Annotated in this window: 15 protein-coding genes and 1 pseudogene; 14 read left to right on the top strand and 2 right to left on the bottom strand. The window is 29.4% G+C overall.

The features are described from left to right. Nucleotides 1-346: 346 nt before the first annotated feature. Nucleotides 347-846: pseudogene (locus tag LQ679_RS12550) on the bottom strand (GNAT family N-acetyltransferase). 385 nt (nt 847-1,231) lie between these two features. After that, entirely contained in the window at nt 1,232-2,803 is a 1,572-nt protein-coding gene (locus LQ679_RS12545; RefSeq protein ID WP_239705272.1) for a hypothetical protein, read from the bottom strand. 145 nt (nt 2,804-2,948) lie between these two features. Between LQ679_RS12545 and LQ679_RS12540 the strand changes: the two genes are divergently transcribed. The 14 genes from LQ679_RS12540 to LQ679_RS12480 all read left to right on the top strand — a co-directional run. After that, complete coding sequence (locus LQ679_RS12540; RefSeq protein WP_204173559.1) at nt 2,949-3,305, top strand: hypothetical protein; 357 nt, start codon at nt 2,949-2,951, stop codon at nt 3,303-3,305. A 94-nt stretch (nt 3,306-3,399) separates the two neighbouring features. Next, on the top strand, nt 3,400-3,651 hold the full coding sequence (locus LQ679_RS12535) for a hypothetical protein (RefSeq protein ID WP_239705274.1): 252 nt from the start codon (nt 3,400-3,402) through the stop codon (nt 3,649-3,651). 42 nt (nt 3,652-3,693) lie between these two features. Next, nucleotides 3,694-5,370: a cassette chromosome replicative helicase gene (cch1, locus tag LQ679_RS12530; RefSeq protein ID WP_239749087.1), complete on the top strand. Its 1,677-nt coding sequence runs from the start codon at nt 3,694-3,696 to the stop codon at nt 5,368-5,370. A gap of 272 nt (nt 5,371-5,642) precedes the next feature. Further along, nucleotides 5,643-7,319, top strand: a complete 1,677-nt coding sequence (gene ccrC, locus LQ679_RS12525) for a cassette chromosome recombinase CcrC (RefSeq protein ID WP_239705276.1) — start codon at nt 5,643-5,645, stop codon at nt 7,317-7,319. A gap of 253 nt (nt 7,320-7,572) precedes the next feature. Further along, entirely contained in the window at nt 7,573-7,917 is a 345-nt protein-coding gene (locus tag LQ679_RS12520) for an SAUGI family uracil-DNA glycosylase inhibitor (RefSeq protein ID WP_239705277.1), read from the top strand. A gap of 91 nt (nt 7,918-8,008) precedes the next feature. After that, on the top strand, nt 8,009-8,320 hold the full coding sequence (locus LQ679_RS12515; RefSeq protein WP_239705278.1) for a DUF960 family protein: 312 nt from the start codon (nt 8,009-8,011) through the stop codon (nt 8,318-8,320). 18 nt (nt 8,321-8,338) lie between these two features. Then, nucleotides 8,339-8,845: a DUF1643 domain-containing protein gene (locus tag LQ679_RS12510; protein WP_239705279.1), complete on the top strand. Its 507-nt coding sequence runs from the start codon at nt 8,339-8,341 to the stop codon at nt 8,843-8,845. Between the two features lie 17 nt (nt 8,846-8,862). After that, entirely contained in the window at nt 8,863-9,078 is a 216-nt protein-coding gene (locus LQ679_RS12505) for a hypothetical protein (RefSeq protein WP_239705280.1), read from the top strand. 205 nt (nt 9,079-9,283) lie between these two features. After that, nucleotides 9,284-10,156: an HTH domain-containing protein gene (locus tag LQ679_RS12500; RefSeq protein ID WP_239705282.1), complete on the top strand. Its 873-nt coding sequence runs from the start codon at nt 9,284-9,286 to the stop codon at nt 10,154-10,156. A 33-nt stretch (nt 10,157-10,189) separates the two neighbouring features. Further along, nucleotides 10,190-10,483 carry a hypothetical protein gene (locus LQ679_RS12495; RefSeq protein ID WP_239705283.1) on the top strand — a complete coding sequence of 98 codons (294 nt, stop codon included), beginning with the start codon at nt 10,190-10,192 and terminating at the stop codon, nt 10,481-10,483. Nucleotides 10,484-10,497: 14 nt separating this feature from the next. Then, nucleotides 10,498-10,992, top strand: a complete 495-nt coding sequence (locus tag LQ679_RS12490) for a hypothetical protein (RefSeq protein ID WP_239705284.1) — start codon at nt 10,498-10,500, stop codon at nt 10,990-10,992. Between the two features lie 187 nt (nt 10,993-11,179). Next, a complete protein-coding gene (locus tag LQ679_RS14945) occupies nt 11,180-11,383 on the top strand; it encodes a peptidoglycan bridge formation glycyltransferase FemA/FemB family protein (RefSeq protein WP_481816976.1) in 204 nt (67 codons plus the stop codon). Nucleotides 11,384-12,184: 801 nt separating this feature from the next. Next, complete coding sequence (locus tag LQ679_RS12485; protein WP_239705286.1) at nt 12,185-13,987, top strand: acyltransferase family protein; 1,803 nt, start codon at nt 12,185-12,187, stop codon at nt 13,985-13,987. Nucleotides 13,988-15,027: 1,040 nt separating this feature from the next. Continuing rightward, nucleotides 15,028-16,554 (top strand): YSIRK-type signal peptide-containing protein (locus LQ679_RS12480; RefSeq protein WP_239763163.1); only part of this gene is annotated, 1,527 nt, incomplete at its 3' end.

Here is a 16,554-nt window from a genome sequence, read left to right as displayed (position 1 = left end):
TCAGTTTTCATCACTTATTCCGTTAAATGGCCCGTTAGTTGAAGAACTATTTATCATCATAGTACCATAGTAAAGTATTTAGAAGGCATTAAGAATAAAGTGCTACACATTATGGTCTGGAAACGACAATAGAAGATCGTCTATTGACAATCTTCTATTGTCCAACTAATGCTTATTATAATGTTGCACATTATATAAAAGATACTGATATATTAAGTTCTCTACATTATTTATTGACTTTTAATAAAATTAATTGGTGGTCTTTTTTAATTTAAATATTTCCACAATACAATCAAATATTTTTGAAAATTAAAACCACCTAAAGGAATAGGTGGTTTTATTTATACTATAAAACATATTCAGATTTTAACAAAGACATAATATATATGCATCCTTATACTTACCTTTAGTATAGAATTGCTCTTTGAGTAATCCTTCTGTTTTAAATCCTTGTGACTCATATATATGCACAGTTTTTTCGTTATCTGTATCAACATAGAGATAAATCTTGTGCATGTTTAAAATATTGAATGTATAACTTGTTGCTTTTTCAAATGTGAATTTTGCATATCCATTACCACTAAACTCAGGTTTAATAATTACTTGTATTTCACAATTAAGATGGATGTAATTAATTTCTACTAATTCAGCAATACCGACTACTTGATTCTCATCTTCTACAATAAAGCGTCTTTCGGATTTATCTAATAAATGTTTATTAAATAAATATTGAAGTTCCGTTAAAGATTCATAAGGCTCTTCAAACCAATAACACATAATAGAATATTCATTGTTTAATTAATGAACAAAAGGTAGATCACTAACCTCTAATACTCTTAGTTTCATAATTCCACTCCTAAAATTTTTCCTGTATACCTGCATTATAAATATAAATAACGAATAAGTCATCATTCACTACATTTACTCTATTTTAACAATTCAATCCACACTAACTCTCATTCTCTCGCTATTTTCTAATACATGAATAGTAACAAAAATACTTAATACTACTAAAAAAAGAGGGTTATTGTATGAAATATTCATTGGAAGGTACATATTTAAAGTCTGATTACGGAGATGTAATAAATAAAAGCTAACTAGATTTAAAACCACAAAACCACATAATTAAATAATTATAAATAAAGACATACTATACTATTACAATAAGTCTCATTTTAATATGTTAATTAATTATTTTTAAGAGGTTTCGTGGTTTACATAAAGTTGATTATTAAAGTTTCTTAATTGTTTTTGTAATTAGAGTACAAACTAGCTTTTCATCTACTTTATTAGTTAGATTATCTAATAATGACTTAAAAGAAGTCATTGAATTAAGTAGACTATCATCATCATTATTAAAATCATTGTCTAGCTCTTTGGCTTCAAATATGTCTAAGTAATATTTATCTGATACAAAATTTAATGATGCTACATCACTTTCCATTTGTTGGATGAAGTTGTTGTGATTATTTATCCAATTATTAATTGAGTTTATTATACTGTTTATTAAATCATCATAATTTATGAAATTATTATATTTAGAAGTATTGCTAATGATATAAGTTAATCTATCCGTAATATCAAATGTAGTTTGAACGGCATTATAATGTTTCTTTGTGTTTAAAGGAGTATAGGTTAAACTAAAAATATTATCAATTAGACTTGCAACTTCGTTTTGTTTATTAATATCAACTGTTCCCTCTATTTTTGTCCATATGAAATCAGTTAAGTCATCAGCAAATGCAATTTTTTTATCTATAATGAAGTTGCTCATTAGTATAGGTATATTAATTAAATCTTTCTTAAGTGTTTTATAATCTTCAGCTTTGTGAGATGAAAACTTTCCTAAATCCATCATTTTTATGTATGGGTTTTTGTAAAAAGTAGCTATAGCTGAAATAATTACGAATTCGTGAAAATTAAATGTTCTAGGAGTAAATTTATTATAAATAGTTCCCTTTCCCATAGACTCTTGATTAGAAGAATGAATATTATCTGCTGCAAAGTTTTTAACATCAGCTAATTGGAAGTGCATATCAGCACCGACGATTTCATAAAAGCTTTTATCAATATAATGCATAATATTATTTAAAGCGAAAATAGATTCAGGTTTGTATTTCGATGGATTTATATTTTCTAAATTAGAATTTATTAACTTAATAGGCTCGGGTAATTCCAGTTCCGTTATCTTTTGTATATTACTTTTAATAAGCTCTTCAATAATTTCGTTAATATCATCTTCATTTTTTTCTACATCTTTAACTGTTTGATCTGAAAAGTCAAAATATGCAGGAGTATTAACATCTCCAATAAACCTATAGACTAAATTAATCTTATGGATTCGTTCTTTTTTACTCTCAATATCTTTCATTGAATGCTTATTCATATAATCATATTCAAACATCATTCTAGGAAGAGTTACTATTTCGCTGTCAAAAAATTTATGTTTGAAAAAATCGAGTGTTGATCGTTCGAAATTATTCCAAAGATTCATTTTAGTTTCTTTATTTAAATCAGCTTCTAAAGCATCATAAAGTGAATCTAAAACACGGCGGATTAATAATTTATAAGCAACCTTTGAACTACTACATCTAATTATTGATTCAATATCTTCGTCATAAATATATATTACAATCCCATTTAAAGTATACTCACTAAAACTCTCACCCTTATTTAATTGCTTTATAGAAATAGTTAAAGATTTATCAATATCCAATGTTTTTAATGATACCCTACAGTAGTCTAATACATATCCTAGAAATATATAATTATTATCGGCAACTTGCTTAATTTTAAACTCCATATCAAACACCTCAAATTTTGTCAATTATTTTGCTCAAAGTAATTCCATTTATTATTTTTTAAATGGAAACTGCCTTTCCTATATGGATATATATTATATCTAACTTAAGTTAATGCTTGAGTATAATTCTTAGGAGGTTTTTATAATGAAAACATATGTAATGAAAGAAGTTTATACCCATGATGAGAAAGTTCATCACATAGAAATTGAAACCATAAAAGGAGAGCAATTTAAGTATACTACACAATTCACAATAACAAGTGATTGTAAAAATTTAATTACTCTTTTGATTGGTCAGGCTTTGATGTTGCCAAGTAAAACTGAATTTTCAATATACGACTTGTTGGATATGGTTGGTGAAGATGTCTATGGCGATATTTACGATGAGGAAGTATATGCTATTAACATTTTACTTGAAATGTATCTTGAAGAACATTTCACGCTATGCCAGTTACAAGAAGGTGAAGCGGAAAATATAATAGTTAAGATTTTTCAAAGGTAATTAATCTAGGAGGCAAAGAAGATGGAAATAAAAACAAATAATTTTTTATCAATTCAAACTGACATAGATCAACGTGCTGAAGAGGTTAGGTAACATGGGCAGAGAATGGTTCTTGAAATGTTTAGAAGAAGCGTTAAGTAAGAGAGCAAATGAAAAATTCACTGTAAAAAAATTGCTAATAGATACAGGTGCAAAGGATCCAACAACAAAGTTAGTAGAAAATGTCGAAAATCGGTTTCGACATTATGTAATGTTGAATGAATCTGTACATTTTGAAATGTTTTGCAATAAAAATCAACTTATTTTCGTAAGACTTACGGATTTTTACGGTTTCGATGATATTTAAGTAGTATTTGTAAATAAGATTATGCATGGAGGTAAAGAAGTAATGAAATTTGAAAATGATAATTATTTAATAAATTCAAATGGTTGCTTTAAGAAAATGAAAGGTACCAATGATGGAGAAAGTGAGAAGCTAGTTAAACTAGCTTCTCCAATTTTTATAGTTGCTAAGTATAAAGATCGAGTATATAAAAAGGAACAGCTTATCATACAAGATATAGATGGTGAGGAATACATTTTAGATTCAAGCATATTAAGTTCACGTAATTTGTTTAAATTAATAGAAATGGGATTTACTATTAATGAAAATCGCATTAAAGAATTGAGTAATGCTTTACAGGAGTACAGAGATAGTACGGTGAAAAGTAGTTTTTATAAAGGTGTGGGTGTTTTACCTACAAATAAAGGAACAGTTGTTGTACTTGATGATATCCATTTCAGTCCTTCAATGACTGAGGAAGATATGAATCAAGTGATTTGTGATAATAAATATGATTTATCGCCTAAAGGTAAATTAGATGAATGGCTTACAATGTTTCAGCAGCAAGTGAATGGCAATGTTGTATTAGAACTAATTACCATCTTTGGAGTAAGTTCATTAGTTACAAGATATTTATTCTTGCTAAATGAAATTGAGTTTACAGGAATAATATATTCATTGACAGGACAGTCATCTAGTGGCAAAACAACAGCAGCTATGTTAGCAGCATCAGTAGCAGGTAATCCTAATAAAGGAGATAATACTTTATTTTGTAGTTGGAATGCGACTAAAGTAGGCATTGAAAATATCGTGAGTTCAAACTTTGGGGTTCCAGTGATATTCGATGAATTATCAACTTCAACCATTAGAAATCTAACGAACTTGCTATATTCTGTAAGCGAAGGGCAAGGAAGAGAACGAGCAGATAAAAATGGTAACACAAGGGAAAAATTCAATTCAGGTACTTCAATTATTTCAACGGGCGAATATAGTATTTTTAATAACTCAGCAAAAAATGATGGATTAAGGGTACGTATCATTGAGATTAATGATGCTATAACATCATCATCTTCGAATTCGGATGCTATTAAAAAAGTTGTAAGAAAAAATTATGGTCATGTCTTGCCAATAATATCCGAGTATTTATTAAATAATGAAGAGGAATTGGTCTCTATTTATGAAGAACATAGACAGTGGTTTGAAGTTGAACTAGCAAATGAAGAAAGCAACACAGGAATGCGAATGATAAGTAGGTATGCTGTGATTTTGACTTCAGCAACTATATTTGAACGTGCTTTAGATTTGAAATTGAATAAAGAAGGTATGAAAAAATATCTTTTAGAATATCATAAAAATACAATGTCAGAGCGTTCTTTAACCGAAAAAGCAATGACAGCTATTATTCAATATGTCGCAGTAAATAAAGGCAAGTTTATCAAAGATGGATCATTATCTAATATGATTGAAAACAATGGAACAATATTAGTTCAAAATGATTATGTTGAAGTAAAGATTATACGTTCTATCTTCGAACGTATATTAAAGGATAATGGGTTTGAGGATACAAAAAACGTAATCAAAGCATTGGATAGTGACAATAAATTAGTAACAGATAAAGACAGAAAAACAAATCAAAGAAAAGTGAAAAATAGTAATGATGAATTGGAATCAATAGTCTTTTATCACATAAAAATTGATAGAGCATTTGCTGAAACGTTGGATTTAAATATGTATAATACATGATTATTGATAACAATTTGTCTGTAGAAATAAACAAAGAAAGGCGTTGAATAGTATGAATAATGAACAAGTTGAAGCGTTTATTGAAGTGCTTGTTCCTATAATGGAAGAACGTATTAATAAAGATAAATAATTTAATTACGTACCACAGGATGTAACCTGCAGTACACATATTTTATTTAGTAGAAATAAAACAAATCTACAAATATATATTATTACATTGAAGTTATATACCAAGGTCTATAACGGAAACTAAGTAAAAGGAGAGAAATATTATGAACAGAAAAATAGCATTATACTCACGTGTGAGTACGACAGAACAGTCTGAGCACGGTTATTCTGTGCATGAACAAGAACAAGTCCTCATCAAAGAAGTTGTTAAAAACTATCCAGGTTATGACTATGAAACTTATATTGATTCAGGGATATCAGGAAAGAATATTGAAGATCGTCCTGCCATGAAACAATTATTAAAGGATGTCAAAAACAATAAAGTAGAGATGGTTCTAAGTTGGAAATTGAATCGTATTTCTCGTTCAATGCGTGATGTATTTAATATTATACATGAGTTTAAAGAACATGGTGTAGGTTATAAATCAATTTCGGAAAACATTGATACCTCGAATGCATCTGGTGAAGTTTTAGTTACAATGTTTGGTTTGATAGGTTCTATAGAGAGACAGAGTTTGATATCTAATGTGAAGCTTTCAATGAATGCAAAAGCGCGTAGTGGAGAAGCTATAACCGGAAGAGTTTTAGGATACAAATTGTTACTTAATCCACTGACACAAAAAAATGATTTGGTTATCGATGAAAATGAAGCTAATATTGTTAGAGAAATATTTGATTTGTATTTGAATCACAATAAAGGACTTAAGGCCATAACAACAATTCTGAATCAAAAAGGTTATCGCACGATTAACCAAAAACCTTTCTCTGTGTTTGGGGTTAAATATATTTTGAATAACCCTGTTTATAAAGGGTTTGTCAGATTTAATAACTATCAAAATTGGACAGTTAAACGAAGAAGTGGTAAAAGTGATGAAAAAGATGTAATTTTGGTGAAAGGTAAACACAAAGCAATTATAAGTGAAGAAATATTTGATCAGGTACATGAAAAATTATTATCCAAAAGCTTCAAACCAGGAAGGCCAATTGGTGGAGACTTTTATCTAAGGGGGCTTATTAAGTGTCCCGAGTGTGGTAATAATATGGTATGCAAGCGTACTTATTATAACACGAAAAAATCAAAAGAACGTACTATTAAACGTTATTACATTTGTTCATTATTCAATCGTTCTGGTAGTTCTGCTTGTCATAGTAATGCGATTAATGCGGAAATTGTAGAACATGTTATTAACGTTCACCTTAATCGTATTTTATCTCAGCCTAAAATCATTAAACAAATTGCGACTAATGTTATAGAAGAGCTGAAACGAAAACATAACACTAAAAGTAATGTCATCATTGACATTGAAAGTTTAGAAAAACAAAAAGCTATAATTAGAACACAACAAGAACGTTTATTAGAATTGTTTTTAGATGATCAAATGAATAGTGAAATGTTGAAAGAAAAGCAAAATCAATTGAATCATCGATTTCAAGCTCTTGAAGAACAAATCAAAGCGGCTCAACAATCTAATCCAGAAGAAACAAAAATACCTGACTTTGATAAGTTGAAGAGTCGCTTAACATTGATAATTAGTCGTTTTAGTGTTTATTTAAAAGAAGCAAATCCTGAAGCCAAAAATCAGCTTATGAAGTTGCTGATTGATTCTATTGAAATTACTACAGATAAAAAAGTAAAGCTCGTACGGTATAAAATTGATGAAAGTCTTATCCCCCAATCTTTGAAAAAAGATTGGGGGTGTTTTTTTATGCCAAAAATTCATTTTGTAATTGATGGTACACAGAAATATTCTATTGACCAAATTACCACTTTTACCACTTAAATCTAAGTGATAAAAGTGTAGAATTTGTTATTAATAAATATATGGATAACATTATAAAAAATATTTCTCTTAGCACAATAATAAAAGAGAGGATAATGGGATTTCCTTGTCATACCAAATATTGTTGCTGATTTTTATTGGGAAGTTTTCTGAATATCAGTGGGATTTCTAAGGGAAATAAACGAAAAATCAAACGTATATTATCTATATGATGTGACACATACATCAATCAAACAATTAGGAGGTCATAAAAATGACATTAGAACAACAACTCAAAGGCTATATCACACACTTATTCACCCTACCAAAGGACGAAGAATGGCAATGTGAATCACTAGAAGAAGTGGCGAATGATATCCTGCCAGATGCATATATTAGGTTGGGACCACTCAGTAATAAAATCCTTCAGACTCATACGTATTATTCAGAGGCATTACACAAGCGAAAACTCTATCCATTTATTCTCTACTATGAGAAACAACTTATAGCCGTTGGCTATATCGATGAATACCATGATATGGACTTTTTATATTTTCATAATACCGTAATGCCTTTACTAGACCAACTCTATTTACTACCAAAAGGTGGTGAATCATAATGGCGACATGGATTCGTATTGCAGAAATGAGTATCACAGTCATAACAGGTGTGATCGCAATAATAGAAGAAATTGAGAAGGGTGACGTATAATGGCACGTTTTATCACAAGAGGTATTGACTCAGACTTACCTTACATTATCCAAAAACATATCTGGGAGCTTGTATTATTCAGAGAACATGAACAGGCTAGAGAACATGAGATAATCGACTATTTTCATATCTTTCAATTCAATATGTATAATGAGGAACTATACATTAAGCACAAACAAGAACGACCAGAATATGTCAAAATTCATAAAACGCGTTATAAGCAACCGATTAATATTAGTAAAGTCTATGTTATACGCGAAGATGATGTAGGCTGTTCTTATTATGTCATGTTGTTGCCGGAAGAATATTAAATAAGGAGTGTAAAAAAGGTGCAAAATATTAAAAGTACATTAGAAACAGAAGCGATATTCAGTGATGATAATCAACATCGTTATTTACTAAAGAAGACATGGGATAACACGAAACAATCTATCGCAATCATTACAATGTATCCTAGTTATACAGGGATACTTCAAATAGATTTAACAACTCAATTGATTATAAACAAAATTTCAGAAATGGATGAATATGGCACGATTTATTTTGTGAATTTATATTCCAATATTAATACACCTCGTAATTTAAAGCACTTAAAAAATAGTTTTGATAAGCATACAGAGATTCATCTGATGAAGGCGGTCAAAGAAGCAGATGTTGTTATTCTTGCATGGGGTGCTTATGGTAAAAAGCCAGGTGTAGACAAGAGGGTGAATAATGTATTAGACATGTTGAAACCCTATCAGAAAAAAGTGAAAAAACTCATTAATCCCGCCACAAATGACATCATGCATCCACTCAATCCGAAAGCACGTCAAGAATGGCTTTTGACAACATAATATAGGAGGATATATAAATGACATTATCACATTGGCAAAACGTTAAGCATTTTTTAGATTCACAAACATATGAAGTGATGATAAAAGGGGTTATCGCACATATCGCATCTATTCATGACCATAATACATTGAATGATATTTATCAAATGTATATGGCAGATGATACCCTAACATGTATACTTCATGAGAACATACAAGGCATCATTAAGTCGGTACAACATGAAGCCGATTAATATTGTATCCTTATAAATTAAAGATAGGGATTAGTCGTATTGTGACACTTCGTTTTTCTTCATACTTCATGTTTATATTATATTCCCCCGATATAACGCCTTTTTAGTACGTTTGTATTTTTTACTATATTTTTGAAAAAGATTCGCGTAATGACATATTTTGTCATACCTGTTTTGTAGAATATAGATTGAAGGAGGTGACGCATTGGATCGTGTTTTTCGTGTGTTGACGATATATAATCGCTTACTACAACACAAAAATGTTAATAAAAAGACACTCACACAAGCATTAGGTTCAAGCCCGAGAACGATACAACGAGATATTGATGATATTCGTAACTTTTTATATGAAGCAAAAAGCTGGGTTGGTGTTCAAAGTGAAATAACGTATGACTATAAATCTGAAAGTTATACATTAAAAAAAGATAAAAGTGAAAGTCAATATTTTATGTATGATATTTTAAATAGTCTTTATCTGACAACACCAAAGATAAGTCGTCACTTCTATCAGTATCTTAAGATGGTGATAATCAAATATCATGGAGACCAACAAGATGGATTATTACAATATTTAAATCATTTTGAAGTTGATGATGAGAAAGAAACGCGTACATCTGTTTCAGTCGCTGTTCAAGCGTTAAATGAAAATCGATATTTAAAGCATCATAAACATTTAATATTACCGATATCACTTCATTACCAAATGTTTTCATTTCATCTCATTTATCAATTCAATCATGAAATTTATATTACAGATATTCATAAAATGGATTTAACATTAGCGAATGAAACGTTTGATTGTCATCAAAAAGAAATGAAGCATGATTATATTACATTTGAAGTATCAAAAGAAGTTTGGTTAAACATACATCGGTATTATCAAATTCATGTGATTGAAAATTATGATGAAGATCATATTATGGTGACATTTAAAATGACAAGGCCTGAGGCTATTCAACTTTGTTTCTTATATCGATCACAAATACGTGTGATTTCACCACGAGATTTAAGGGAACAAGTGATTGATGAATTACTCTTTTTACAATCAACATATCTAAAACAACAGATTCAGCATTAATAACATATTTTAATTACGGAGGGAATCGAAGCAATGGGTAACATAATAAAAACGATAGGAAAAGGTATCGGCAAAGGTATAGGTGCAGCCGCTTATGTTTCAGTTACGACTATTGGTGCAGCCGTTAGTGCAATCTGGGAAACGACAGGTGATAGAGGAATGGTAAGGGATGCTTTAAAAGATTGTTCTAATGAAGAATTAATGGAAATATATGGTATACAAAAAGAAGATGATGGTGATTATACCATGTATCTTGCGGCAAAATCTTTATTAGAAGAAAGAGGCTATATGTATCTTGATGAAACTAATGAATGGATTAAACGGTAAGGGGGTAAAAGGTTATGGACTTTATTTATTATAAGCAAAAAAATTTAGATCATTTTGAAAATCAATTGAAAGAACTAGCTTTAAATAAAAATTATAAATTTAACAAAGAAATTGAAGTGTTAAAAGAAAATGAGATTCTTGAAAAGTCGGGTAATCATGAGCGAGAACTATTAAAAATATTTAAAAACAATGCGCAGATAACAACATACCATTTCAAGAATCATAAAAGTAATTATTTAATTATTATTGGAGAAACAAATACTCCTGGAATTATAGGTTTAACAGTTATATTTGATAAAAAGCCTTTTAAACAAACAGGGAAGCTTGCATTGGCCTCTTTATTAACATTATCTCTTTTATCTGGAGGAGGTATAATAGCAGCTATAGCTGGACTTGGTGTTCTTGGGTCATATGCCAAACGAACTTTCGCAATTAAAGGTCCATTAGGAAAAGAAATATCAGAGATTATAGAAAATAAATTGGGTCAACCTATAGAATTCAAAGACTAGAAAATCAATACAGTTATGTCAATGATAGAAGTTTGAATACGAAAAATAACAGCAATATTAAAATATTAACAGTGTAAGATATATTGTAGGACAGGGATAGATATTAAAAAGTGTCCCTGTCCCATTTATTTCATTAAAAAGGTGCAATAATATTTTTTTTGAACCTTACAGAAAAAGAATTTGATACATTTACAAAAGCATATTTCAAGCCTTACACAAAAAAGTTGTATATATTGTAGGTGTTAAAAATGATAAAAATGAAGTTGTCATAGCTATTTTATTTACAAAAATAAGGGCTATAAAGTTTTTAAAATATTTATATTCACATAGAGGTATGTTAACGAATTATTATGATATAGAATTAGTCAAACTAGATAATTTTCTGTTTTAGACTTAAAAAATTGATTAGATGATATGTTGTTGTCAGCATATAATCATCAAACGAGCCGTATAATAAAAAAGGAAGATGAAATGGATGTAGAAGTAAACACTTTACTTATTGAAAAAAAGAAAGATTCTTAAAATTATTTAAGTTGGCTGAAGAAAAAGTAATTCGTTCAATTAATTGTATAGATTAATTAAAAGGCATATAAAATACAGATGATAGTCAAGCAATATTTAAAATTGCATCTATTAATTTATAAAGCTATTGAGATCTATTAATGTCATAATGAATTATGTTGAAAGGTGAAATCCAATACACAAAATCTATGTTAGCAGACAATCCCAACTATAAAAATACAAAAGACAGCTATTCAAAACCTTAATTAAATAATTGATTAAACGAGATGGTGAAATCATGGATTGAAAGATTATTGTGTTTAGCAATTTAAAAAAAGTTTTTAATAGTAATGTAGAAGAGTATTGAGCAGACTTTATAAAATCTTTTAGGAAAATTTGATAATTTTTTAAATAGGTTAACTCAGTAGAAAAAATCTTTAACATTTTAAACTTAAAATAAGTATATTAATCTAAGTATATTTTTTGAGTTTTATTTGCTAATGGTTTGGTTCTGTAATCTTAATCGTTAGTACAATTACTTTTGTATATTTTTGACTTTAACAATCTGATATCTCTTTCTTGTATGTAAGAGTAATTAACAAGTTTTATCCTTTTATGTATATCTTTGGTAAATCATGATACAATAGTTTTTATTAGAAATTTTTACAATTTATTGAGGAGTCAATGAGAAATGAATGGTCAAACGAAAGAGATTAAGTCACACTCAATTCGTTATTTATATGGTTTAGATGGCTTAAGGGCAATTGCTGTTATAGCTATCATCATTTATCACCTTAATCCTAAGTGGTTATCGGGTGGTTTTTTAGGTGTGGATACTTTTTTTATCATTTCTGGCTATTTAATTACGAGCTTATTAATCCATGAATATCAACAGACTGGTACGATTGACCTCTTACATTTTTGGAAGAAACGTATTAAAAGGTTACTGCCCGCAGTCTTATTTTTATTAAGTATTGTACTTACATATACTTTATTATTTGAACCGAGCATTATCAAAAGTGTGAAACAAGATACGTTTGCTGCTTTATTTTATGTATCCAACTGGTGGTATATTTTTCATCATGTTAGTTATTTTGACAGCTTTAAAGTGATGCCACTTAAACATTTATGGAGTCTAGCGATTGAAGAACAATTTTATGTTTTTTGGCCAATTTTATTAATGATATTACTTCGCATTAAAAAGTTAAAAAGGCATTTTGTTTTAGTTGTATTTATAGCTTCTCTTATTTCATTATTGTTAATGATATTAATTGCTGAACCGAATGTTGATAATTCAAGAGTATATTTTGGAACAGACACTAGATTACAAACTTTGTTATTAGGTGTATTACTAGCATACATATGGCCGCCTTTTAGATTGAAACAGCAAATTATAACGCCGTTAAAGATTGGAATTGAAACGATAGGTTGTATTTCTTTGGCGCTATTAATTTATTTTATGATGACTGTTTCATCCAATGACAATTGGTTATACTTTGGTGGCATTTATCTTATTTCTTTAAGTTCTTTACCTGTCATTGCGAGTGCTGTTCACCCTAGCACATTATTATCTAAAGTATTAAGTAATCGTTTATTGTTATGGATTGGACAGAGATCTTATAGTTTATATTTATGGCATTATCCTGTCATAACATTTATCAATAAACATTTTGTTCAAGGGCAAATCCCTTTTTATATGATATTGATAGAAATCATATTAACGTTACTGTTAGCTGAATGTTCATATCGTTATGTTGAAGTACCTATTAGAGTTCGTGGGCTAGCATATTTCAAACCTGGAAAAGCTCAATTAAAATCACTCATTGCTAAGAGTAGCATTACTTTAGTATTAGTTGGTCTTACGTTAACAATACTTTCAGGGCATTTTGATTATTTACAACAAGCGCAACATCATCATACTAAGACGACGTTTAAAGTTTCAAATCACGACCATAAGAATAGTTTGATATTACCTATTCCTAAAATTAATGTTAATAGTGAACAAACCATTAATCATAAAGGAAAGCATCAAGATAAAATGTTATTTATCGGTGATTCCGTCATGGTTGATATCGGCGAAGAAATACACAAAGCATATCCAGATGCAATAATAGATGGTAAAGTCGGCCGTAATTTAAATGATGCTATTCCACTCGTTCAAGAGAAATACAGTACATTTAATAAGCCTAATCAACAAGTTGTACTTGAACTTGGTACGAATGGAGATTTTTCATATGATGATTTGACGAAGCTCATTAAAATGTTTGGTAATGCGCATGTATATGTCGTGAATACACACGTACCAAGAGATTGGGAACAAAGTGTCAACGAAAAACTTTCGAACGCAGCAGATTCACATAAGAATGTTCAATTAGTCAATTGGTATCAAAAAGCAAAAGACCATTCAGAATACTTCGCATATGATGGTGTGCATTTAGAATATAAAGGCGTACAAGCACTCGTATCCGAAATTAACAAACATATAAAATCATGAGATTTGAATTTGAAAAATTAAACAGGTCGGTTATAATATTAATTGTACCTTGTCAAGTAGACAATTAAATAATAGAAAATGGTCGAATTCATAGCTGTGCTATGGACTCGACTATTTTTATATAATTTGATTAGTTTTATATAAAAGATATATTTGAAAAATCGATTACTACCCACTTTATAAATTATAAAAAAACAATTCTTGTCTCTTTATAGAGTTCACTTTTCATCATTTCTGATCCTATACTTATTGAAATATCATATACTTGGTATTTTTAAATTGGTTAACCCCTTTATCAAATGTGCTAAAAGCAGGTTTGTTAAATGCCAAGCTCTTATTCTTAAAGTATTTGCTACAAAGTTCTTTTATTCATTTAAAAATTCCTCCTTTTTTTAATTTCTTTTGATGTTGAGATGATTATATAAAGATATTTATAAAACATTTATATAATTATTAACTACTACAAAATGTAATATTAACTCTATACTTATCAAGGTATTCTTACCATTACTTATCCCTTAAAATTATTACAACCAATCTCGAATCTATTAAATATAATGTATTTCATAAAATATAGATTGTAGAAAGGAAAAATTCAACGATAAATAAAGAGATTAATTTATTGTATGATTTGTATGAAATTGTTTTTCGAGTATTTTAGATAAAATCTAGTGAAAGTAGAAATGAAGGATATTAATATTACCTTAGTTTTTATTGAATAGACATAAATCGGAGTATGTTACTAGTGACTATATCGCCTAAAATATAGAGTAATAAATCTATATTTTTTTGCTAAATATTTTGTATGTTATTAACAATTTTATAAATCATTATATTTAAAGAATCGCATCTACGTGTAATTTATATACAAAAATAATAATAAATTTTAATTGTACTCAACAACAATTATAAAATCTATATTTTTTTAATATATTTATATATTGAAAATCTAATTTTGATAGATTAATATAAATGTGATAAGGCAAGTTGTAATATTCGTCGTATCATACATTAATATATTTGAAAGGAGACTTGGTTCAATGAAAAAAAGGGGTAGAAAATTAGATTTTATACCTAATAGATTTAATAAGTATTCAATTAGAAAATTCACTGTTGGGACTGCTTCAATTTTAGTTGGGGCAACCTTGATTTTTGGAATAGGAGAAGAAGCAAAGGCGGATGAACAACAAAATAGTTCTGTACAATCACAGTCAGCAGATGATAATGGTCAATCTGGCAAATCTTTAGAAGAAGCAAGCACAGAAGAAAAAGCACCAGAAGCTGAGACAACAGAAGAAGCAACTACAGAAGAAAAAGCACCAGAAGCTGAGACAACAGAAGAAGCAACTACAGAAGAAAAAGCACCAGAAACTAAGACAACAGAAGAAGCAACTACAGAAGAAAAAGCACCAGAAACTGAGACAACAGAAGAAGCAACTACAGAAGAAAAAGCACCAGAAACTAAGACAACAGAAGAAGCAACTACAGAAGAAAAAGCACCAGAAGCTGAGACAACACCAAAAGCTGAAGCTACAAACAAAGTAGCATCAGAAGAGCCACAAACTAATTACAATAATAATGATTATTCAATTTCACAAGTTCGTGATGAAGAAACAGCTGTTATATATTATAAAAAAGCTGCCAACGTTTCAGATGAACAAGCTCGTGAAGTAATCAGTAATTTAAATTTAGATATAAAAAATTTAAGTGAACAAGAATTACAATATGAATTAATCAAGGCGTTAGCAAAAGAGCAGAACAATAATAAACCATTAGCAACTGCTTTAAGAGCGGTATCACCAAAAGATGAAGAATCTTTAAATATTGCTTCAAATGAATTAATCAATACATTAGCAGTAACAGATAAATCAAAAGTAATCGAAGCAGATGCGATTAAGAATGGATATATCAAATCTCAAACTGACGCAACTAACGCTAAAAATACTTTGTCAGGAAGAGCTTGGATTGTTGATAAAGGAACGCCTGCAACAATGTCTAATGGACTTACAGCAGTTCCTGAAGGTACGAAAGTATACTTACAATGGATCGATAAAGATGGAGCTGTATCACCAACATATATGGCTACAACATCTAACAAATTAAGATCTTCAGATGGTTCTCAAGTAGGTCCAGGTGCATATGCATTTGACTTAAGAGAGGCTTGGACTGACGCAAATGGAAAAGAGCATAAATATAACGCGACTAGTAAGCAACTATATCGCTTATGGATTGAAGATTTTGAAATTGATGATGGTATTACAGCGACAATGATACGTCAAGCTGGCGGATTTTATCCTGGAAGATATGTAGACTCTATTACTAATTCTAATTTAGGTCAATTTCCATTAATTGGTTCAAATATGCAACGTACGGGTATATTTATGGGAATTAAGTCAGGTAATGATTACATGACTAATGACAAATCTGAATGGATCCATGATGAACAAGGTCCATTGAGTAGTCCAGCAGTAGATTTAAAAGCAAAAAATTCAGTTTCAGGACAAGTTTGGTTTGAAACAGGTGCTGGAGACTATGCTAACTCAGCTACAGGACCAAATAATAATAGT

The organism is Mammaliicoccus sp. I-M35 (assembly GCF_022386455.1).
GTDB classification, from domain to species: domain Bacteria; phylum Bacillota; class Bacilli; order Staphylococcales; family Staphylococcaceae; genus Mammaliicoccus; species Mammaliicoccus sciuri_A.
Note: the sequence above shows the minus strand (reverse complement) of the source record. Positions and strands in the feature narration are given on the sequence as shown.